Source organism: Pseudarthrobacter sp. CCNWLW217 (assembly GCF_037203985.1).
Classification (GTDB): Bacteria; Actinomycetota; Actinomycetes; order Actinomycetales; family Micrococcaceae; genus Arthrobacter.
In genome coordinates this window covers 1-20,716 of record NZ_JBBCBT010000017.1, presented here as the reverse complement: position 1 = coordinate 20,716, position 20,716 = coordinate 1, and the positions used below count along the sequence as shown (strand labels likewise).

Sequence of the window (20,716 nt, the reverse complement as noted above, 5' to 3'; positions counted from 1 at the left end):
CAATGATTTGGGAACTCGGCACGAACCCGCCGCGTGAGCATCGTGGCCCGAGACTGGACCGCAGGCCCCGGCCACACACTTTACCTGGAAACCCCAACCGACTGAACAGGCTGCTGCCCGCGGTGGCCATGCCAGCGAAAATTTCGTAGCAAAGGCGTCGTGAACTCGTCAACTGCGAGCAACGCCGTGGGGAGGTTCCGGCGCCTCACCGCTGAAGGCGGGCAGCACATGCTCGGCTATCTCTTCGAGAGCCTCTACGACTGGCCGGGAACTGGGACGGAAGTTTAGTGCAACGTGCGCAATACCCGCGCCCTCGAGCTCGCAGAGATAGCTTTGCAGCTGGCGGCGCCCCAAACGCGCCCCGAACCTGATGGGCTCCGCCGGGGCGTTGGGGTCGTCGAGCAGATCCACCAGCATCGTGGTAATCGCCGGTTTGTACTCGCCCCCCGGGACTGAGTGTTTCCATTTGTCCGTTACGGGCTTCATGAAATGGGCCGGACGGTGATAGGTCATGTAGCCGTCCATGTTTTCGGCCACCCACTCCGTGCTCTGCTGGGCACGCCCCACCGCGATCAGCGGAATTGACCCCTCATGTGGTGCCGGAAGGACCTTCATGCTGGCACTCGGGAGTTCAGCGCTGTCGCGCCAGAGACGCCTGAGCGTACTCACGGCTGTTCGGTACTGTTCGCCGCGCGACTCAAAGTCCACGCCGAAATTCGGATATTCAGCGGGACGGTCCCCGGAGGCGACACCGAGGATCAGCCGTCCCCTGGACAGCTGATCGACGGTGGCCGCCATTTTCGCAACATGCAGCGGGTGCCGCAGGGGCAGCACGACGGCGGCTGTTCCCAACAGAATGTTGTCGGTGACACCAGCGAGGAACCCGAGATAGGCAAACGGGTCAAAAACCTGTCCGGCGTCACCGAACTCCGGAATCCACAACGGCACGTCACGCAGCCACAACGCCTTGAAACCCAGCTTGTCCGCGAGCACTGCCCGCTCGCGATGTTGCTGCAGGTCCGGTATTCCGAAGGTTGAGGTCATTTTCTTCCCGGCCGGGCCGCGAGCAGCGAAGTCGTTGTCGAGGGGGAGCTCGACCCCCAGGGTCATTCCCCGGCCCTGCCTGCTCAGAACATCTAGTGCGCGAAACCGCGGCTGACCTGATTTCCGGGCTTGAGGGGATGAGAGGGCGGCCGTACGATCCGAAGTCATGATTGCTTCCTTGAGGTGGTGAGGTTCCGCTAAATTGATGCTTCTACGACGGCGTCAGTCGCGGTTTTAGAGGTGTTGTCGCCGATAGTGGCCGCCGTTTTGGAGCGTTTGGCGCTGGTTGCGGCGATGGCCATCACGACCAGGCCCAGGAGGGTGATGCCGGCTCCGGCCCAGATCGGTGAGGTGTAGCCGAGGCCGCCGGTGATGGTCACGCCGCCGAGCCAGGCGCCGAGGGCGTTTCCGACGTTGAACGCGCCGATGTTGGCGCCGGAGGCCAGGGTGGGGGCGCTATGGGCGTATTTCATGACGCGCATCTGCAGGCCGGGGACGGTGGCGAAGCCGAAGCCGCCGAGCAGGACGATGGAGGCGATGGTGAGGGGCTGGTTGCCGGCGGTCAGCGCGAACCCCACGAGCACCACGACGAGCACAGCCAAGACCACGAGGAGGGTGCGGTCCACGTTCCGGTCCGCGGCCTTGCCGCCCACGGTGTTGCCGATGAACAGTCCAATACCGAAGACGATGAGGAGCCAGGGCACGGTGGAGGCCGCGAAGCCGGTGACTTCGGTGAGGGTGAAGGCGATGTAGGTGAAGGCGCCGAACATGCCGCCGTAGCCGAGGATGGTGACGAGGATGGACAGCCAGACCTGGCCGGAGCGGAAGGCGCGCAGTTCGCTGCGGAGTCCGCCGGGGGCCGCGTCCCCGGACCCTGTCTTGGGGACCAGGGTCAGGATGCCGACGAGGGAAATGATGCCGATGACCGTGATGGCCCAGAAGGTGGAGCGCCAGCCGGCCGCCTGGCCGAGCATGGTGCCGAACGGGACGCCCAGGACGTTGGCGGCGGTGAGTCCGGTGAACATAATGGCGATGGCGCCGGCCTTCTTGGTGGGGGCCACCATGTCAGCGGCCACTACTGCCCCGATGCCGAAGAACGCACCGTGGGCCAGGGCGGCAACGATCCGGCCGATCATCATCATGGAGTAGTCGGGGGCGAGGGCCGAGATCAGGTTGCCGGCGATGAACAGGACCATCAGCACGGCCAGGACTGGCTTGCGCTCGAAGCGGGTTACGGCTGCGGTGAGCAGGAGGGCGCCGACGACGACGGCGAGAGCGTAGCCGGAGATCAGCCAGCCGGCCGTGGCCTCGCTGACTTGGAAGTCTGCAGCCACTTCGGGCAGCAGGCCCATGATCACGAACTCGGTGAGTCCGATGCCGAACCCGCCGAGGGCGAGGGCTATCAGGCCAATAGGCATGGTGAAGCTCCTTCAAAAACTGTACGGAATGGGGTAGGGCGCGTAAGCTGTTAGTTGCAGACGCGTTATTTATTGTTGCACAAGCAGATACAGCGCGCAAGCAACTATTATTTGTTGCGCCTCGTTTCACATCGGTGGGTGCACGATCCGAAGGGAAGTACCAGATGGGCATTAAGGACGACGCCGTTGAAGTCCGTGCGGAGGGCTGGCGGACCCTCGCGGCTTTGCATGGCCTGATCGAGTCGGAGCTGGAGCGCTCGCTCCAGGCCGAGGCCCAGCTGTCCGTCGTCGAGTACACGGTGCTTGACGCCCTCAGCCGGCAGGACGGCTGGCACATGCGCATGCAGCAACTGGCCCGGGCAACCGCGCTGAGTGCCAGCGCCACAACCCGGCTGGTGAACAGGCTTGAGGACCGCGGCCTGCTCACGCGTATCCTCTGCGCGGATGACCGGCGCGGAATCTATACCGAGCTCACTGCGAGCGGCATCAGGCTGCTGGAGGAGGCGCGGCCCGCCCACGACGCCGCGCTGGAACGGGCCCTCGCCGAAGCGCAGGAAATCCCGGAGCTTGCCCCGCTGGTGGATGCCCTGCCCAAACTGCACGCATCCGTCTGAAATGCGGAAGCGGCGGCGACGGATTGGCCTGGACATCTTTCACATGGACAGGATTCTTGAACGGAGTATGAGCTGTCGGCGCACGGCTTGCCGGAAGATAACGGCCCAAGCGTCATCGCCGCCGGGGCATACCAACTCGCCCGAATGTACGATAGCCGCCCCGCACGTAAGTGCGGGGCGGCTATCGCGAATCGCCTTCTGGCATAGGGAACGTTTTCAGCTCGTTGCAGTCAACCGCCACCCGCAGAAGTTCCCGGCAGTTGCCCGGCGAGCCCGGCAACTGCCGCTGTCCGCTACTGACTCCTGGGGCGTGGCGCAGTTTCGTAGGTGATCACATGGAGGAGTAGGCATTACCTGGCAGGTCCCCGTTGACCGTGTACCCACCATCAACGGCGAGGACTGCACCGGTCGAATACGACGCTTCCTCCGATGCTAGGTAGGCGATCGCCGACGCAACCTGTTCGGCCTGTGCGACGGAACCGAGAGGGATGCGGCGCTCCAATGCAGAGAGCACTTCGGGCGTGTACATGGGTGTGGTCAGAGCCGACCACGTGGCACCCGGCCGCACCGCGTTGACGGTGATGCCATACTCTGCCCAGTCGGCTGCGAGCGTGAAAGTAAGGGCTTCGATCCCGCCCTTGGAGGCGGCATAGCCCGCCGAGTCGCGAAGTGAAATTGCGGCGTGGATTGATGAGACATTGACGATCCGACCAGGCTGGTTCGCCGCCACCAGATGGCGGGCGACGGCGGTGGACATGAGGAATGTCCCGCGGAGGTTGACGCCGATTACGGTATCGAAGTCCTCCACGCTCATCTCAAGCGCAGGGGTGATTTTAAGGATGCCGGCGCAGTTGACGAGGCAGAAAGGTACGCCCAGCCGGTCGATTACCGCCCGCACCGACCCCTCCACGGAGCGTCTTTCGGAGACGTCGGCGGCAAATGGAGCGGCGCGGCCGCCGATCTCATCGATGAGCCTAACCGTCTCATCCGCACCCTCTTGCGAGATATCAAAAACTGCTACCAGCGCACCCTCCGAGGCGAGCCGCAGGGCTGTGGCGCGACCGATTCCTGCGCCTGCTCCGGTAACGATGGCGACTTTTCCCTCGAATCGGTTCATGTCTTCACTCCCAGTTGTGCCACACCCGTTGTATCCATTCCGATGGGGATCTCCTTCTGGGCGATCGGCTGCACGCCCAGGGTAAGTTCGATCTGAAGCGTGTCACCGCCGGAGATCTTGATCGCGCCGTGTTCGCTCGCAAGGGGGCCGAACGGCGAAGTGGTGTGCGGCTCAACTGCGACGATGTGCGCTGTGCCCCACCATGGGTAGCCGCCAGGCGCGTGGGCTTCTTCCCAGATCCAGAGTTCGGGGAGGACTTCTGCGGGCCACGACATCGTGACCAGGAGATCCATTGACGGAGATCTAAGCCCGAACCAGCCTTCGGAGACCGTCGCGTACAGCAGGTCGGCACTGCGTGATCCTGCTGGTGCCAGATTAAAGACCCCGACGCCGTCAACAGGGGAAGCGTCGATTCGAGTGCCGGGGGCATGCAGCTGCGAGGAGGAGAACTTATCCGGATGACTCGTCAAGGCGTCGAAAGCGCCGTACACCTGGCCTGATCCCGCAATGGTTTGGGTGTTGAATGCGGGGTGGAAGCCCCAGTGCACTGGCAGTTCGGTGTCGGAAAGGTTCTCGACGCGAGCGGAGACATGAAGTACTCCGCCATCAAGTCGGAACGTCTTCGTCAAAGCGAACGGATACCGCGTGAGCGCGGTAGTACACGTCAGCGCCGTCTCCGTGTGCTCTACGGTCCAGGGTCGTCGCAGCGCCTCCCCGTGGAAAGGCAGAGTTGCCCCTCCTATTTCTGTCGCCGGCCCGGCGTTCGGAAAAATTTCCTGCATGCCGCCTGGGTAGTTGTCGAAGTACGAACGAGGATCAGTATCGTAGTCGCCGCGCAAAGGCGACAATCCGCGTGACCTCGGGTTCTGCCAGAGAATCTCAGTCTCCGTCGGGCGCCAGATCACTGAAAGGACATCCGCACCGCGCTCAGGGTTGATGGTGACAGCGAGCAGGTCGCTCTCAAGCCGGTATGTGCGACCGTCGGCATTGCGTGAGATGGTCACCATCATGCCCAACCGATTACGGTTTTGCCCACGCTGCCGTTCGCGAAATCGGCGAAGGCTTCCGGACCGTCCTCGATGTTCGATATGCGGGTAATGATCGGATCGAGGTCGACGCTGTGCTTCTCAACTTCTCTGACAGCTTCCATCATGAGTGGGATGCTGAACACGAACATGCCTCGCAGTGTCACTTGACGCATGATGAGATCGGGAACGGGATCGACATCGAATCCGGGCCCGAGACCGACGAACACGACGGTTCCCCATGTGCGTACCCCTTCGAGCGCCGCGCGCCGGCCATGGATATTGCCTGAAGTCTCGATAACGACATCCGCCCTCTCTGTACGGAGCGTGGAGATGTCGAAATTGTTGGAGTCGTAGACGTCCGTGAACCCGATCTTTGAGGCGAATTCGCGACGTTGCGGACTCGGGTCGGTCGCGATGGCATGAAGGCCTAAAGCTCTTGCCCAGGTGAGCACGGCAAGGCCGACAGGTCCGGCTCCGATCACAAGCACCGTTCCTCCCGGGCGCACCTCGGAACGTTGGATTGCCTGATATGCGGTGGTCGCCCCGCAGGCCAGGAACGCACCTGAGGCGAAGCTCACCGAATCCGGCAGCACCACGGCGTCCTTCGCCGTCACGATGAGTTGGTCCTGGCAACCGCCTGGCCGGTTGAGGGAGTACACCCGCGCGTTTTCGCAGTGCACGTCCCAACCCTTACGGCAGGTTTCGCAGGTTCCGCACCCCGAGTAGTGCTGAATTGCGACACGGTCGCCGACGCGTGGGTGGGTGACACCTGGGCCGATCGATGCCACAACACCGGCTATCTCGTGACCTGGGGTCATTTCAGGGGAGCGCGGCTGGGTGGCGTTCTGCATCTGGTCATGGGTCATATGGAAGTAGTGCAAATCGCTGCCGCAAAGGCCCGCGGCCTTCACGTCAAGCACGATCTCACCGGGACCCGCTTCCGGGAGCGCGGCATCGACAACGGAGACGCGGTCCTTCTCGGCGAAGCGCAGGGCGCGAACGGTTGTGGTCATGATGATCCTTTCAGTCAGGCGGCCGGCGCATCGACGCGGGCGGCCATGAGGACAGATTCGTTAGTGGTTGTCGGATCGCTAGTGCCCAAGGTCGGGCTGCAGCACAGAAAGAGCGTCCGGCCATCTTCCCCGCCGAGGGCAAGTGAATAGACGCTGAGCTCGCCGACGTCGATCGACTCAACGATTTCGCCTTCTGGCGAAACGCGGAGCGCAGCATGGGAGTTTGAGGATGCCACCCAGATTGCGCCGTCAGAATCGGTTGCGAGGCCATCGGGGAGAACTTCGAGTTCCCGGGTGGCCCTGGCGATGTCGAGGTAGTCGGGAGCTTCGCCGAACTGCTTCCAGGTGCGGCCGGTGCCCAGCTCCGGGCGGCCGTCGGGGCCGACGGAGTAGTCGAACGCAGATAGGCGGGCCGCAAATGTCTCCGCCACGATGATCTCAGTGCGAGTGGGCGTGAAGACGATGCCGTTAGGGAACACCAGTCCGGGCGTAATGAGGTCGGCTGTTCCGTCGGGCGACACCCGCACAAGTCCCGTCCGTTGCAGCGAATCGGGATGGGCGTCAGAATTGCCGAAGCTGCCGACCAGCGCCCAGCCTTCCGGGGTCACCAGCATGTCATTCGCATAGCCGGTGATGAGGTTCCCGAAGCGTGCGTGAGCTGACAGTTTGCGGCCGTCCCAGCGCATGACTGCACGGTTTAGCATCGATGTGACCAGGAGCGAGCCGTCTGGGGAAAACCCCAGTCCGGATGGGCGGCCGGGAACCGAGCACACGGTTTCGTGGGTGCCCGACGGGTCGAACTTCAGCACCCTCTCCGAGTAGAAGTCAGAGGCGTATAGCGCCCCTTCGTGCCAGCGCGGGCTCTCTAGGAAGCTAAATCCGGATGCGATTGTTGTCGCTTCCTCACAGGGGGATCGGGACACCGCTGACACCTTCTTCATCGAAGTGGAATATTTCATTGGGCGGACAGCGTGTCCGAAATACAGTACACACCTAGAGCGTTTCGCGCGCTCCGCCCGAGTGCGGCGGCAAGCGTGACCGCCGGTAGATCGTGGGAATTTAATTTCAATAAAGTCTACCCTAGTGGTAGTAATTTCTGAAGAGCATGCATAGGATGGACAATACGTCCGAAGAGAGATAAGTCGATCTGAAATCATTCGCGAAGGAGCGAGCAATGCTGAGCGGTTCCCTTACAGCCACGATGAAGGCCGTCGTATTCGACGAAGGGTCTTCCTGGAGCCTGGAGCAGATCTCCATTCCCGTGCCCGGACGAGGCGAAGTGCTGCTGCGTCCGATACGCGTGGGTGTGTGTGGGACGGATGAGCACCTCCTTCATGGAGGTTTCATCGCGAAGTTCCCACTGATACCGGGCCACGAGATCGTCGCAGAGGTCGCAGCCTATGGCGACGGCACGACCGGCCCGGCCGTTGGCAGCGAAGTGGTCGTGGACCCGACTGTATTCTGCGGCGAGTGTCCATCGTGCAAGAGAGGACAGCCAGGCTACTGCGCCAGTTTCGGATCGCTCGGATGCGACCGCTCGGGCGGCTTTGCAGACTATCTGATCGCCAGCGCATCGAAGATCTTTCCCACGGGCGGTCTCCATCCCGACATAGCAGTGCTGACCGAGCCAACTGCCTGCGCCCTGCACGGAGTCGACGTGCTGGCCCTCAAACCGGCTTCCGACGTACTGATCTTTGGCGCAGGTCCCACCGGCCTCATCCTCGCCCAACTGCTGCGAATGGCTGGCGCAGCGCGAGTCACCGTCGCCGCCCCCACTGCCTCCAAGCTCGCCGTCGCACTCAAGCAAGGAGCGAACCACGCCGTTCAGATCGACCGCGCGAATCCGGACGCCGCCGCCGAGGAGTTGCGGCGAATCGCGCCTGAGGGCTTCGATGCGGTTGTCGAGGCAACCGGATCTACATCGGTACTTGAGCTCGGCATTAGCCTCACCCGCAACGGCGGCACAGTTCTCGTCTATGGACTCGCCGGAGAAAACGCCCTCGCAGCTGTGAAACCCTACGAAGTCTTCAGCCGGGAACTAACCATCAAAGGTTCATTTGCCCAGGCCAACTGCATCGGGCGTGCCCTGTTCGCGCTTCAGTCCGGCCAGATCTCGACTGCCGGGATCGTCACAAGTGTCGTCAATCTCGACCAGTTTCAGACCGCCCTCGATAACCTGCACGATTCCGAGCAGATCAAGTCGGTCGTAATTCCCACGCGTCCTTGATAACCCGAACGAAGTCGTGAGGCAGTTCCAGGACAAAACTTAGGAGCAAATCTGTGAAAACAACCCGTAAAAATATGATTGCCAACGTCAGTGTTATCGCGGCCATGTCCGTGTTCGGATCGATCGGACTCACAGGATGTGCAACGGCATCCGGCGCCTCCGGCGACGGCCCCCTGAAGATTGGAGTGACGGTCGCCAACAGCACCAATCCCTTCTTTCAACAGGAATCCAAGACCGCCGAAAGCTACGGCAAGGAAGTTGGCGCCGAGGTACTCTCTCAAGTCGCCAACGAAGACGTGCAGACCCAGTCGAACCAGATCGACCAGTTCATAACTGCGGGGGTCAGCTTCATCGTGATTGACGCCGCAGACACCGACGGCGTCGGGCCTGCGGTCAAACGTGCCATCAGCGCGGGCATCCCCGTTATTGGCGTCGATAACCAGTCCAAGAACGCCACCGTTAACATCACCACCGACAACACACAGGCAGGGGAGATCTCGTGTCGATCACTGGCCGAACAGTTGGGCGGAAAGGGTAAAGTTGCCATCCTGAATGGAACGCCGGTGTCCGCCGTTGACGATCGCGTCGCAGGCTGCAAGAGCGTTCTCGGCCAGTATCCCGACATCAAGATCGTGGCGGACCAGCGGGGTGAAAACAGCCGTGACTCGGCATTGCCCATCGCCACAGATATCCTGACCGCAAACCCCGATCTTGACGGCTTCTTCGCCATCAACGACCCGAGCGCCGTTGGTGTGCAGCTAGCGGCCGAACAGAAGGGCGCATCGGTCGTCATCACGTCAGTCGACGGTGCCAGCTCCGCCACCGACGCGATCGCTGCGGGGGGTCTAATCACCGCCACTGCTGCGCAGGACCCTGCAGCGCTCGTGCGCCAGGCCATTGATCTTGGGATCTCGATCGTGGATGGCAAGGAGCCTGATCAGAAAGTTATCCTCGTTCCGACGGAACTCGTCGACGCTTCGAACGTCGCCAAGTACAAGCCCTGGGGCTGAGTGACCTTGACAGACATGCTGGCCTCGCGAGTGGTTGCTCGCCTCCGGGGAGTGACAAAGTCGTTCGACGGAACGACTGTTGTGAGAAATGTCGACATTGACTTCCGCGCGGGTGAAGTTCACGTGCTCGCAGGCGAGAACGGCGCAGGCAAGTCGACACTGACGAAGCTGCTGGCAGGTATCCATCAGCCCGATCACGGCACGGTAGAGATCAACGGTCAGATGGGCCCTTTTGTCGTCAAGTCGGCCCGTATGGCCGGAGTTACGCTCGTCCACCAAGAGCTCCTGATTGCGCCCAATCTGACCGTCGCCGACAACCTCGCAATGGGGCAGGAGAACCGCAATCGGTTCCGCGCCCTCGATCGATCTGCAACTCTGGAGAACGCCCGTGCACAGCTCGCCCACATCGGAGCGACCTTCCCCGTCACCATGCGAGCGGAGGAACTTACCGTCGCCGACCATCAGCAGATCGAGATCGCCCGTGCCCTCGCGCAGAAACCGAAGATCCTGATTCTCGACGAGCCGACGTCCGCGCTGTCCTCCGCTGAGACTGAGCGGCTGCTGCGCATCGTGGACGAGCTTCGGCGAAACGGCACGTCCATTATCTACATCACGCATCGAATGGAGGAGATCGAAGCCCTGGCCGACACCGTCAGCGTCATGCGCGACGGATCACTCGTCGAGACAATGCCGAAAGCCGAGGCAACGCCGGATGCGATCGTGCTCAGGATGGTGGGCCGAAAGATCGACTCGCTGTTCACCGCGGAGCGACCGGCGCCTGGGAGAGTCGTTCTTCGGGTTGAACAACTCACCAACGGAAAAGACATCGGCCCGATTGATCTTGATGTGCGGGCCGGTGAGGTTGTGGGAATCGGCGGCTTGATCGGATCAGGTCGGAGCGAGTTCGTGCGCCTCATCTTCGGAGCCGACAGAGCAAGTTCCGGCACCGTCTCGGTCGACGGGTCCCCGGTCAACGTGACCGGGCCGGGCTCGGCGGTACGCGCCGGGATCGCGCTGCTCCCTGAGAGCAGGAAGACGCAGGGGCTTGTGCTTGACCAATCGATCGCCGCCAATATCGTGCTCGCGAGCCTCGGTCACATCTCCTCTGCTGGAGTCGTAACGCCCACAGCAGTAAAGCGGGTTGCCAGCAAAGCGCAGAAACGGTTGGGGATCAAGTCGGCCTCACTCAGCCAAGAGGTGACCACACTCTCCGGCGGCAACCAGCAGAAAGTGCTGTTCGCGAAGTGGCTGGAGACCAAACCCAAGGTCCTGATTCTCGACGAGCCCACCCGTGGGGTCGATGTCGGAGCCAAAGCGGAGATCTACCAGATCATCAATGAGTGCGCTCATGCGGGAGTGGCGGTCCTTGTCATCTCGTCCGAACTGCCGGAGCTGATCGGACTCAGCAGCCGCGTACACGTCATGCGCGAGGGCCGGCTAGTTGCAGAAATCGACGCCCAGAGCCTTACCGAAGAGGCCGTCATGAACCATGCTTTCGGGATCGCCCAAGCGACCCAGGCTTAGACCATTAGGAGACCAGCTACCGTGACCATGTCCCAGCTTCAATCGCCACCCTCCCCAGTGCTCGACAGAGTCCGTCCGGGGCGAGGCAGCCTCCTCGCAGCACTCTCCCGAAGCGGACTCGTGGGGATCAGCGCCGCGCTCCTTTTGCTCGTGATAGTCATGGCATTGATCGCCCCGTATTTCTGGAGCGTCAACAACCTGATCGAAGTCGTCCGTCAGGTCGCGGCGATCGCCATCCTCGCCGCGGGGGGCACATTCGTCATCCTCACGAGCGGGATCGATCTCTCTGTCGGTTCCGCACTGGGTGTGACGGCCATGGTCTCCATTGTCATGGCCAACTCGGATGCGCCGTGGTTCATCGCGGTCGGCCTCGCCCTTATCGCGGGCGCGGTCATCGGCGCCATCAACGGCCTTTTCACTGCCCGATTTGCGTTGCCAGCGTTCATCGTCACGCTTGCCGCACTCACCTACCTGCGTGGATTTGTCTACGTTGGCACCGGCGGCACCACCCTCGTTCCGGAAAACGTGACCTTCTCCTGGATCGGTCAGGGACAAGTCCTAGGCATCCCGATTGCAGCCCTCGTCCTGATCGCGGTGTACGTCCTGGGCTGGTTCCTACTTGAGCGAACTGTCTTCGGCCGCCAGGTCTACGCGATCGGAGGAAATTCCGAGGCGGCCCGACTGAGCGGCATCCCGATACGACGGATTATATTCAGTGTTTACGTAATTTCCGGTCTCTGCGCCGGAATTGCGGGAGTCATCGTGTCGGCACGGCTTGAAAGCGCCGTTCCTGATCTCGGAAGCGGCTACGAACTCAACGCGATCGCAGCAATCGTGCTGGGGGGTACCTCACTGATGGGTGGCCGGGGGTCATTGATCGGTACTCTCGTCGGTGCGCTATTCATTGCTGTGCTCTCAAACGGAATGACCTTGCTGAACGTGCAGTCGTTCTATCAGCAGATCATCATGGGTGCGGTCATCCTCCTCGCGGTCTTTGTCGACCGCCTACGTCGCGGAACATCCGTCGCCTAACCGGTTCTTACACCAGCAAAGGACATCATGAACGCACTAGTAGTCGTCGTCACCCTCAGCCCTGCAAACGGACATCGCGAAAAACTCCTAGCCGTTTGCCGTAAATACTGGCCCGGCGTGCAGGAAGAACCCGGATGCGAGCTATTCGCCCTGCACGAAGGCTCAGACTCCTTCATGGTCATCGAGCGCTGGTCGAGTCGTCTGCTCTGGGAGCAGCACCTTGCCACGGTCGACAACGCCGCCCTCAACGCCGAGCTGGCACCGCTTCTAGCAGAGCCCGCGAATGTGTGGCCGCTAACTGCTGTGCCGATCGGTGACAAGTCGAAGGCAATCCTGTGATTTCTAGCGACACGTAAGGCTAGGTCCGTACCCCTGTCCACGCGAGATCACGGATTACTTGATCAGGAAACATAGGCCGACATCGCTACTTTAACGCGCGGCAAGGATAGAGGTAGTCGCCCAAGATGGTCGTTTCACTAGGCCGGGCCTCGGGCCATCAGAGGGCGGGGTATCCGCCGGTGACTGGACCCGGCGCGCGATGTTGAACCGCCGTGAGGCCCGACCGAGCTGTGGAGCGCGCCGGTACAAACACCTCGAAGGGAGCCAGGGCTCATCGCCGGCACCTTCCAATTCCGGTCCTGGCCTTACTCTCGGACGGCATTATCCTGGTTCCGCGAAGTCCATTTTCGTCAGCGGATTACTGGAGAGGGCGGCCATGAAGCGGGCGTTGATTTTGCCGGACGCGAAGAAATGGGATGCCCACACATCGCCTACAGCCACGGCGTCTTTAGGTACCTTCAGTAACGGACCCGGCGTGCGTCGGCTGACACAGGACCGAAGCTCGGAGTTGGGTGCCGGTGAGTGTGCCGGAGGTTCTGGCGCCAGACGCCCTCTGGTTGTCGAGCGGATATGGACAGGGCCTTATTCGACAAGGATCACAGAGCGGGATGGCGCCGGCTCAGTTACGGCTGCCAGAGAAGCGGGCCTTTTCTATCAATGTTTCGGATGCAGGCTGACGCGGTCCACGCCGTGCATGGCGTCTGCCGCCCGCACTAGTGTCAGATGGGAGAAGGCTTGTGGAAAGTTTCCCGCCATCCGCTTTTCCCTCATTGAATATTCTTCGCTGAGCAGGCCCAGCTCGTTGGCGAGGCCGACCAGCACGTCCATAAGGTTTCTGGCGTCCCCCCAACGGCCTGACCGCGCGTACTGTTCCACTAGCCAGAAGGAGCATGCGAGGAACGCATGTTCTCCCGGTTCCAATCCGTCAACTCCTGTTTCAGTGCGGTAGCGCAGCAGCAGGCCCTCAGTGGTGAGCAGCTCCTTTTCCAACTGGTCAACCGTACCGAGCATGTGCTCATCGTCGTAGGCAAGGAAGCCAACCTGCGGCAAGGCCAGCAGAGCAGCGTCAGTCTGCCGACCGCCATAGGTTTGGGTGAAGGAGTTGAGGTCCCGGTTGAAGCCGAGATCCAATATTTCCGCGGCCAATCCCTCACGGAGCTGCTCCCAATGCTCTGCCGGTCCAGGTAGGCCGTGATCGCGAACAGCCCGCACTCCGCTGTCAAAGGCGGCCCACATCATCACCCGGGAGTGGGTGAAGTACTGGGCATCACCGCGCATTTCCCACAGGCCGAAGTCTTTGTCCTCGAGGTGATTTTCCACGGATCCGAGCAGCGCACGCTGGAGTGCCCAGGAAAAGTGGTCTTCCTTGCCTCCGGCCAGCCGAAGCCTTTCAAGTGCCACCATCACCTCACCGACCACGTCAGCCTGGTACTGGGACACGGCGGCGTTACCGATTCGCACCGGTCTGGAATTCTGGTATCCGGGAAGGTGGGGGAGCTCCTTTTCCGTCAGGTCCCGCTCACCCCCTACGCCGTACATAATCTGCAGGTCCTCCGGATCGCCCGCGAGAGCACGTAAAAGCCAGTTACGCCACTTCAGCGCCTCCGATTCATAGCCATGTGTCAACATGGCCTCCAACGTCAAAGAGGCATCGCGCAGCCAACAGTAGCGGTAGTCCCAATTGCGTGACCCACCAAAATCCTCCGGTAGGGATGTGGTGGGCGCAGCGACAATGCCGCCCGTCTCGTAGTGGGTGAGCGCACGAAGCACCAGCAGCGAACGCTTCACAGCACTGCCGTATTTGCCGTCATCGCGGCAATTTCCTGCCCAGGTGGTCCAATAGGCCACAGCCAGTTCAAGGGCGGCATCGACATTGACGGCCGATGGCACATCCTCGTGTGACGGGAACCATGTTAGTTCGAAGTCCACGTTCTTCCCCTGTGCAACCCAAATTTCCCCGGCATGCCGGTGACCTTCCGCAATCGGAAGATCTTCACCCCGGAGGGCCAGAGCGTCCGGACCCGACATGGCCAGGAGAATCTCCGCACCCTGACCCGGCGAGCTATCACGAACCCGACTCACCCAAGGCAACACAGTGGCGTATTGGGGTCGGATTCTAATCTCGTGGCGCATGAGGACCGTCCCGCTGAGTCCTGTCATGCGACGGACAAGACGCGAACGGTTGTCACCCACCGGCATGAAGTCCGTCACCATGACCTTGCCGGCATCGGTCTGCCATGTTGTTTGGAGTACGAACGTCGAGTCGACATAGTGGCGGTCAATGACCACGGCCTCCGGCGCACTCGGCGCCAACAGCCATCGACCATGTTCCTCACCCCCGAGTAGGGCAGAGAAGACCGAGGGCGAGTCAAAACGCGGGAAACACAGCCAGTCAACGCTGCCCCGCCGCGAAACGAGAGGCCCGGTGTGAAGATCGGAAAGCAGCGCATAATCCTCTATTAAGGCGGCCATGCTTCACTAAATCACGACGGGACGGAATCCACATAGGCCTGTCTCCCAGCGCTTTGATCTCCATATGCCGCCGTCTGGCCACCGTGCCGAGCATCTGGCCCCAGGAATAGAAGCCCAAGCATTGGTTTCCTACCGCCGACGAGCTGTTAGAGCAACGCCTCGGGACGAAGTCCACTGACCTCGGTGGCTGCTGGAAGAATCTTCAGCAGTGGGGCGTCTCAGGCATGGGTAAGTCGAGGTCCGGGAGTGCAGTCGAAGAATTCCGGCTGCACGACGCGTGCAAACGGAATAACGAGCCATTGGTTGCCGTAGTACTCAACGTAGGAGTCAGCGGGGCAACGTGCAAAGGCTTCTTCGCGAGTCATCGTGTGTTCCCTTCTACAGTGTTCAAACGGGTAGGGTTTTGACCCGCGCCGCGTCATCAAAAGCACTCCCAGCACTGCGGCTTATGGATGCGAGCGTGGTGTCGCTGTGCTGTTACTACCCATGGTAACCGAAATTTTCTGCCAGTCCATAACTTTGGGCAGAAATTTCCTTCTATTCCCTCTGTGACCCCGAGACTGTGTTGATCTCTTCGGGGCGACCACGGCTTCAGCCGGGAGAAAGTGGAGGAGGCCGGAACCATACAGGTCCCCGCTGCGACGGAATACCGGTTGTTCGACACATCAACTCTGCCGGTAATCAAGCACGCGCCGTCCGCCAAATCCCGCCCGCTGCGCCCGATGTGCCAAGAGAGTTCAGCGTTGGACGTTGGCTTCCTGTTAGCTGCCATCGCCCCGCCCGTCTGGCTGCCTCTGGTCATGCAACCTCCAACGCTATAACCCATGAAAGCTCGGACGGGAGGAGAATACCGAAATTCCGTTTGGAAGGCTTCGGGCGCGGAACGCAGAGCTGCCGTGCACCAGTCGGGGGCGCGGGTGTTCAAAACCGTCAAAAAGGGGTGTGCACATTGTGCACACTTTGCTGGCGGACCGCGTCGTATATGGGGCGGACCGGCCCGGATTCCGCATGTTTCCGCGGGAGCCCAGTGTTTGCAAGGGCTGGAATGCGGTTCGAGTCCTACCTCGGGCACGCATTTCCCCTCGTCAGAGGGGTTTTTGCTTTTAATGTGTTGACATTGACCCTCCGCGGGTCCCTCTGACACTGGCCGCGATCTGTGCCTGGCGCCGCGGTGACCTGTGAAGTTGTGTGGGTGGCGGGATCAGGGTCCTGGCTGGTGGGCCCTGCGGTTGCATCAGATCTGGTATCTATCCTCCTTTCTGGGGTGTTCTGATGGCCGTGGGTGGCCATCACTCATTCATGGCTACGCGTTGTGTTGACGACATGACCTAGGGCCAATTTCTTTCCGGTTTCCCATCCATTTCGCTGTTTCCTGAGGACCAGAGTGAGCGGCTGGGCTGTGTTTGTCCGGCCAAAGAGGTGTTGACACTGTCCACACTTGGTTGTCAGCCAACTGTCCGACTCGCATCGTGATCCCTTCCGCAGACTTTGTTGCTGATGGCAGTTCATGCGTCCGGCCATCCCTGGGTACATGACGTGCAGAGATCCCGGGCGCGGGGGAGAGCGCTGGGGTCGGGACAATCGTGCCGTCTGGGGCTGTGCCGTCTGAAGGGGCCTGTGTGCCAATGGCTGCAAGATCGAGCATGCCGTGCACCTTCCGAGGGGTGTTGGCGCTGTTACCTTTCCATGGGAGCCACACACCGGGCCGACGTGACCGCCCGCTAAGGTGTCTGGGATGCTCTGCCGGATGGTGGTTCCTGAAACCAGCGGTCCGGGCACGCAGGGCGTTGTAGGAGCGGAACAATCCCCCGGAACCCCCAACGGATGCCGGTGTGTGGGACTGCAATCCGCCTATCGACTCTGCGTTGCCACAGGTCAGAGGCGTTTCGGGCTAAGCGTGTGCACAAACTTACGGTGAAGTGTGGACACGCGCGCGACTTTCCCAGCCCGGCGCAGGCAACGGCGGCGTTGGGCCGGGCAACTTGCAAGGGGGGCGCACGGCTTAGCCCTGAGTCCCGGGAGCGCCATGCGAAGAACCGGGCCCCACTCGGTCCCAGGCTGCTGGGTAGCACCTGATGAACCGGGACATTACGGCAGCCTTCCAGCGGACACCTTGTCGCGGGCGAGCGTCTGTCAGATGCAATCTAATTCTCGTCGCCAACGGAGTGCAGAGAGGCCTTCTGAGCCTATCGGACGGTAATACAGTCAAATCCTGACGTCAGGTTTGGGTGTAGCTCAGCCTGATGGCAACCCGATGCCAGTGCTTCCACAAGGGCGGGGCGTGGGCCGAAGTGGTGATATACCGTTCCGACGCCGACTCCAATGTCCCTGGCGAGCTCGTCTAGACAGCCTCAGGTCTCCCGAAGTAACGCGGGCAATTGCGGCCTCCAGCACGGTCTCCCTAATTCGCGGGGCGTCTGCGCGCTTTGGGGGCCTCGCGCTCGGCATCTATCGTCATTCCATCAGGATAGGCCGAGTGCTGAGAGGCCGTCGGCATTTGAGGTCCTGCCCGGGCCTGCGGGACGGGGCAGGAGGCTATTGGATGTCCTGCTCCGCCGCCGGGTCGCTTGGAAGGAGGATTGAGTCAGGGATGCCGGCGGGGCGAAACTCGCCGTTCCTTGAGCGGCTGTGGATCTCACTGAAGCTTTGGCCCTCATCGCGGGCTTTGACCAGCATTTCAGGGTCGAAGTGGGGGCCCAGTTGGTCAGCCTCGAACTCAATGGATGCAAACATCCATTCTTTAGATTCGGCCCAGTCTCCGAACGTATCTACCTGTATCTCAACTCCATTGCCATCCGGGTCTGCATAGTACAGGGACATGGTCATCCCGTGGTCAAGCGTAAGAAACGGTGTAATCCCTGTCTGACGGAGGCGGATGTAGTTGTCGAGCCACTGATCGAATGTGGCGTACTCGAAGGCCGTGTGATGAAGACCTGTGGTGTGCGCCTTGTCGGTGGGGTGGCGCAGGCCATCCGGCACCAGGAGGGCGATCCTGTGATTCGCCTCGTCGTTGGTCAGCCAGGCACCATGGTCGCCGTAGTAGACCGGTGTCAGCCCGGTCACCTTCTCATACCAGTCAATCATGGCCTCGATGCGCAGGGTTGTGATGGCTGTGTGGTGCAGCCGCGGGGCGATGATTGGGCGCCTCGGCATTCGCTTACTGGACACGCTCTTGCCTCTCTCCTGGGAGCCTGAATAGGCCCATACAGGCATTGTCGCCCTCAACCGAGCATGTCGCCACCAATGTCGGAAAGCAGTCCGCGCCCTTGATCCCCACCTAACAAAAAAAGAAAACGAGCCATAATTTCGAAATATCGTTGACATGCCGAATCTCGAAATGCGACGATCGATCTGGGATCCAGAAGGATCGCATACTCAATGTGGAGTGGAAGGTAGCCATGGAGCGCGAGGGATCATTCGAAGAGCACCGGCCCTGTCGAGCAAAGACTTGTGACCGGGCAGAACGGACGGACCGAAGGTGTCCGGCAGTTGTTGGATCCGGAGGAATCCAACGACGAATCCTACTTGGGCCGCTGGTGATAGCTGAGGCGGATATAGCGGCCGTTGCTCACCCAGGAGGCTGCTGACGATGTCCCTTCATCGACTCGCTTCCGTGACCATGGGCGTTCCCAATGTCACCGAAACAGAAAAGTACTACGAGGACTTCGGTCTCGCTCCACTGGGCGAGGGCAGGTTTGCCACGACTGACGGAGGCGAACAGTTAAGAATTGTTCACGCACCAACGAGGCGACTTGTTGAGCTGGCGGTGGCGGCGGACCATCAGGAAGATCTTGGCCGGATTGCACGGAACCTGACCGGGCTTGGCCTTCAGGTCCAGCAGACCTACGATTCCGTGTCCGTGATTGAACCAGTCGCGCAAATCCGTGTAACAGTGACGCTGGCGCCCCGTGTGGCGCAAAAGGCTACGGCGGCGACTCCGTACAACGGCCCTGGCCGCTACGACAGAACCGGGAGAGCTCCGGGGGTGGTGCGCAACGGACGTGTACACCCCAGAAAGCTCGGCCATGTGGTTATTGGATCGGTGAGCCTGGACGCGACCATCAAATTCTTCACAGAAGGCATCGGCTTTAAGGTCAGCGATGAGATCAAGAACGAGGGAAGCTTTCTCCGCTGTTCCATCGACCATCACAATGTCCTCGTCCTGAACTCCCCGGTCAACTACCTCCACCACACATCCTGGCAAGTCAACGACATTGACGACGTTGGCAGGGGAGCATTTTCCATGTTGGAAGACAACCCTGAACGGCACATCTGGGGGTTGGGACGCCACTACGCTGGCTCGAACTTCTTCTGGTACCTGAAGGACCCTGCCGGAAATTTCTCGGAGTACTACTCCGACATGGACTGCATTCCCGAGGACGAAATATGGAAGCCCGAGGTCCTGGAAGGGGCAAAGGGCCTGTTTAGCTGGGGTCCGCCGCCACCCCCGTCCTTCCTCAAACCCGAGGACCTTGCGGCCCTCATGACCGGCGTCCACGGTCCGAAGTAGCGGGCTCCGGACAAACACCGAGGAGGCAAGAGAGCCGATGATAGTCCGTGACAGTGAGGTTGTGTTCGATCCGTCCAGCGACGTCTGGACGGTCGGAGGTCTTAGCGGTGACTCTGCAGTAGGCGACTACTTCTCCGACTGGTCAGAAATTCCTGTCGGACTATCGGTGCTTCTGACGGGTAGTGGCCTTCCGCCGATGTCAGGGGTCGTTGACGACAAGATGGAAGACGGCTCCGCCGTCTGGATCCATGGAGCGCCATGGCACAGACGCCTCGTCCACCGAAGCGACGGATACGAAATCCGCGGCATTTACTATTGGCGGTTTCCGACCGGCAAAAACACAAAATTCAAGAAAGAACACGAACACTCATGACAACACCATCCATCGGGCTGGACCTCGCCCTGCTGCTCATCCGAATCGTGGTCGGCGGAACTATCGCCGCCCACGGTGCGCAGAAACTCTTCGGCTGGTTCGGAGGCAAAGGTCTTGACGGTTCAGGGGAAATTTTCTCCACCATGGGATTTGAACCTGGCCGTCGAAACGCTCTCATGGCCGGGCTCGGGGAGACATTCGGAGGCCTCCTCATGGTCGTCGGCCTTGGAACGCCGGCGGCCGCTGCCGCTGCCGCGAGCACCATGGTTGGGGCAGCGGCGTCGAGCCGGGACAAGGGCTTCTGGGCCGTCAAGGGTGGATATGAATATCCACTCGTCCTGGCAACCACAGCCGCCTGCATCTCAATCGCCGGCCCGGGACGATACTCCGTTGACGAAGCACTTGGCAATATTCTGAACCAGCAGTGGATGAGCCCAATAGCTCTGGTGGCGGCCGCGGCTGCCATCACGGCCGTACTCCTCAAACGCCGCGCTGAAATCGCCCGCCGCGCACAAAGTCAGGAAGCCAAAGCTGCTGGTTGAACCCTCAACCGAAGACGAATATTCTCCACAAACATGAAGGCAGCGTATGAACAGCATGACTGTGGCACAGATCGCTCTAATGGGCGGTCCTGTTGAGGGGTCCAACGAGGTTCTGACTCCTGATGCACTGGAGTTTGTGGCCAAGTTGCACCGGGCGACGGCGGCGCGGCGCCAGGAACTTTTGCAGGCACGCCGGACCCGGCGGGCGGACATCGCCGGCGGCCAGGACCCGCGGTTCCTGCGGGAGACCGAGGACATCCGCAATGACCCGTCGTGGCGGGTCGCTCCCCCGGCGCCTGGCCTGGAAGACCGGCGTGTTGAGATTACCGGGCCGGTGGACAAGAAAATGACCATCAACGCCCTGAACTCCGGCGCTAAGGTGTGGCTCGCGGACATGGAGGACTCCTCCACCCCCACGTGGCGGAACGTGATCAAGGGCCAGCTGAACCTCAC

Annotated in this window: 17 protein-coding genes and 2 pseudogenes; 9 read left to right on the top strand and 10 right to left on the bottom strand. The window is 61.2% G+C overall.

The genetic code is table 11. From position 1 onward, the window contains the following. Positions 1–168 precede the first annotated feature (168 nt). Together V9L18_RS17680 and V9L18_RS17675 are read right to left on the bottom strand one after the other, a co-directional pair. Positions 169–1,212, bottom strand: coding sequence for an LLM class oxidoreductase (locus V9L18_RS17680; protein ID WP_337348469.1), 1,044 nt, complete (start codon positions 1,210–1,212; stop codon positions 169–171). Between the two features lie 29 nt (positions 1,213–1,241). Continuing rightward, on the bottom strand, positions 1,242–2,462 hold the full coding sequence (locus V9L18_RS17675) for an MFS transporter (RefSeq protein WP_337348468.1): 1,221 nt from the start codon (positions 2,460–2,462) through the stop codon (positions 1,242–1,244). A gap of 164 nt (positions 2,463–2,626) precedes the next feature. Between V9L18_RS17675 and V9L18_RS17670 the strand changes: the two genes are divergently transcribed. Then, entirely contained in the window at positions 2,627–3,076 is a 450-nt protein-coding gene (locus V9L18_RS17670) for a MarR family winged helix-turn-helix transcriptional regulator (RefSeq protein WP_337348467.1), read from the top strand. Positions 3,077–3,407: 331 nt separating this feature from the next. Here V9L18_RS17670 and V9L18_RS17665 read toward each other — a convergent pair whose 3' ends face one another. Genes V9L18_RS17665 through V9L18_RS17650 form a run of 4 tightly spaced genes read right to left on the bottom strand, consistent with a single transcriptional unit; the run spans position 3,408 to position 7,157 of the window. Next, positions 3,408–4,193 carry an SDR family NAD(P)-dependent oxidoreductase gene (locus tag V9L18_RS17665; protein WP_337348466.1) on the bottom strand — a complete coding sequence of 262 codons (786 nt, stop codon included), beginning with the start codon at positions 4,191–4,193 and terminating at the stop codon, positions 3,408–3,410. After that, on the bottom strand, positions 4,190–5,203 hold the full coding sequence (locus V9L18_RS17660; protein ID WP_337348465.1) for an aldose epimerase family protein: 1,014 nt from the start codon (positions 5,201–5,203) through the stop codon (positions 4,190–4,192). The genes V9L18_RS17665 and V9L18_RS17660 overlap by 4 nt, the downstream gene beginning before the upstream one ends. Beyond that, complete coding sequence (locus tag V9L18_RS17655) at positions 5,200–6,234, bottom strand: zinc-dependent alcohol dehydrogenase family protein (RefSeq protein ID WP_337348464.1); 1,035 nt, start codon at positions 6,232–6,234, stop codon at positions 5,200–5,202. The genes V9L18_RS17660 and V9L18_RS17655 overlap by 4 nt, the downstream gene beginning before the upstream one ends. 14 nt (positions 6,235–6,248) lie before the next feature. After that, the gene (locus tag V9L18_RS17650) at positions 6,249–7,157 is read right to left on the bottom strand and encodes an SMP-30/gluconolactonase/LRE family protein (RefSeq protein WP_337348463.1); all 909 of its coding nucleotides are present in this window, start codon (positions 7,155–7,157) and stop codon (positions 6,249–6,251) included. Positions 7,158–7,408: 251 nt separating this feature from the next. Between V9L18_RS17650 and V9L18_RS17645 the strand changes: the two genes are divergently transcribed. The 5 genes from V9L18_RS17645 (at position 7,409) to V9L18_RS17625 (ending at position 12,366) form a co-directional block, all read left to right on the top strand. After that, positions 7,409–8,461, top strand: a complete 1,053-nt coding sequence (locus V9L18_RS17645; protein ID WP_337348462.1) for a zinc-dependent alcohol dehydrogenase family protein — start codon at positions 7,409–7,411, stop codon at positions 8,459–8,461. Between the two features lie 53 nt (positions 8,462–8,514). Further along, on the top strand, positions 8,515–9,471 hold the full coding sequence (locus V9L18_RS17640; protein ID WP_337348461.1) for a substrate-binding domain-containing protein: 957 nt from the start codon (positions 8,515–8,517) through the stop codon (positions 9,469–9,471). A gap of 51 nt (positions 9,472–9,522) precedes the next feature. Further along, positions 9,523–10,995 (top strand): sugar ABC transporter ATP-binding protein, encoded by a 1,473-nt coding sequence (locus V9L18_RS17635; protein WP_337348460.1) that lies wholly within the window; start codon positions 9,523–9,525, stop codon positions 10,993–10,995. Between the two features lie 120 nt (positions 10,996–11,115). Beyond that, complete coding sequence (locus V9L18_RS17630; protein WP_337348459.1) at positions 11,116–12,027, top strand: ABC transporter permease; 912 nt, start codon at positions 11,116–11,118, stop codon at positions 12,025–12,027. Between the two features lie 27 nt (positions 12,028–12,054). Next, positions 12,055–12,366, top strand: coding sequence for a putative quinol monooxygenase (locus V9L18_RS17625; protein WP_337348458.1), 312 nt, complete (start codon positions 12,055–12,057; stop codon positions 12,364–12,366). Positions 12,367–13,020: 654 nt separating this feature from the next. Here V9L18_RS17625 and V9L18_RS17620 read toward each other — a convergent pair. From V9L18_RS17620 to V9L18_RS17610, 4 genes and pseudogenes are all read right to left on the bottom strand, one after another. After that, a complete protein-coding gene (locus V9L18_RS17620) occupies positions 13,021–14,838 on the bottom strand; it encodes a glycoside hydrolase family 15 protein (RefSeq protein ID WP_337348457.1) in 1,818 nt (605 codons plus the stop codon). A 218-nt stretch (positions 14,839–15,056) separates the two neighbouring features. After that, positions 15,057–15,203, bottom strand: a complete 147-nt coding sequence (locus V9L18_RS17615; RefSeq protein ID WP_337348456.1) for a hypothetical protein — start codon at positions 15,201–15,203, stop codon at positions 15,057–15,059. A gap of 1,821 nt (positions 15,204–17,024) precedes the next feature. Then, a pseudogene (locus V9L18_RS22095) lies at positions 17,025–17,168 on the bottom strand (hypothetical protein); the annotation flags it as partial. Positions 17,169–17,373: 205 nt separating this feature from the next. Further along, complete coding sequence (locus V9L18_RS17610; RefSeq protein ID WP_337348455.1) at positions 17,374–17,991, bottom strand: VOC family protein; 618 nt, start codon at positions 17,989–17,991, stop codon at positions 17,374–17,376. A gap of 436 nt (positions 17,992–18,427) precedes the next feature. Here V9L18_RS17610 and V9L18_RS17605 point away from each other — a divergent pair, with 436 nt between their 5' ends. The 3 genes and pseudogenes from V9L18_RS17605 to V9L18_RS17595 all read left to right on the top strand — a co-directional run. Then, a complete protein-coding gene (locus tag V9L18_RS17605) occupies positions 18,428–19,348 on the top strand; it encodes a VOC family protein (protein ID WP_337348454.1) in 921 nt (306 codons plus the stop codon). 369 nt (positions 19,349–19,717) lie between these two features. Continuing rightward, the gene (locus V9L18_RS17600; RefSeq protein WP_337348453.1) at positions 19,718–20,263 is read left to right on the top strand and encodes a DoxX family protein; all 546 of its coding nucleotides are present in this window, start codon (positions 19,718–19,720) and stop codon (positions 20,261–20,263) included. Between the two features lie 46 nt (positions 20,264–20,309). Next, positions 20,310–20,716, top strand: a pseudogene (locus V9L18_RS17595) (malate synthase A); the annotation flags it as partial.

Excerpts from the sequence above, each read along its gene's own strand:
- V9L18_RS17670 (WP_337348467.1), top strand. The coding sequence starts at position 2,627 with ATGGGCATTAAGGACGACGCCGTTGAAGTCCGTGCGGAGGGCTGGCGG.
- V9L18_RS17655 (WP_337348464.1), bottom strand. The coding sequence starts at position 6,234 with ATGACCACAACCGTTCGCGCCCTGCGCTTCGCCGAGAAGGACCGCGTC.
- V9L18_RS17605 (WP_337348454.1), top strand. The coding sequence starts at position 18,428 with ATGTCCCTTCATCGACTCGCTTCCGTGACCATGGGCGTTCCCAATGTC.
- V9L18_RS17645 (WP_337348462.1), top strand. The coding sequence starts at position 7,409 with ATGCTGAGCGGTTCCCTTACAGCCACGATGAAGGCCGTCGTATTCGAC.
- V9L18_RS17675 (WP_337348468.1), bottom strand. The coding sequence starts at position 2,462 with ATGCCTATTGGCCTGATAGCCCTCGCCCTCGGCGGGTTCGGCATCGGA.
- V9L18_RS17660 (WP_337348465.1), bottom strand. The coding sequence starts at position 5,203 with ATGATGGTGACCATCTCACGCAATGCCGACGGTCGCACATACCGGCTT.
- V9L18_RS17625 (WP_337348458.1), top strand. The coding sequence starts at position 12,055 with ATGAACGCACTAGTAGTCGTCGTCACCCTCAGCCCTGCAAACGGACAT.
- V9L18_RS17610 (WP_337348455.1), bottom strand. The coding sequence starts at position 17,991 with ATGCCGAGGCGCCCAATCATCGCCCCGCGGCTGCACCACACAGCCATC.
- V9L18_RS17600 (WP_337348453.1), top strand. The coding sequence starts at position 19,718 with ATGACAACACCATCCATCGGGCTGGACCTCGCCCTGCTGCTCATCCGA.
- V9L18_RS17665 (WP_337348466.1), bottom strand. The coding sequence starts at position 4,193 with ATGAACCGATTCGAGGGAAAAGTCGCCATCGTTACCGGAGCAGGCGCA.
- V9L18_RS17615 (WP_337348456.1), bottom strand. The coding sequence starts at position 15,203 with ATGACTCGCGAAGAAGCCTTTGCACGTTGCCCCGCTGACTCCTACGTT.
- V9L18_RS17680 (WP_337348469.1), bottom strand. The coding sequence starts at position 1,212 with ATGACTTCGGATCGTACGGCCGCCCTCTCATCCCCTCAAGCCCGGAAA.
- V9L18_RS17620 (WP_337348457.1), bottom strand. The coding sequence starts at position 14,838 with ATGGCCGCCTTAATAGAGGATTATGCGCTGCTTTCCGATCTTCACACC.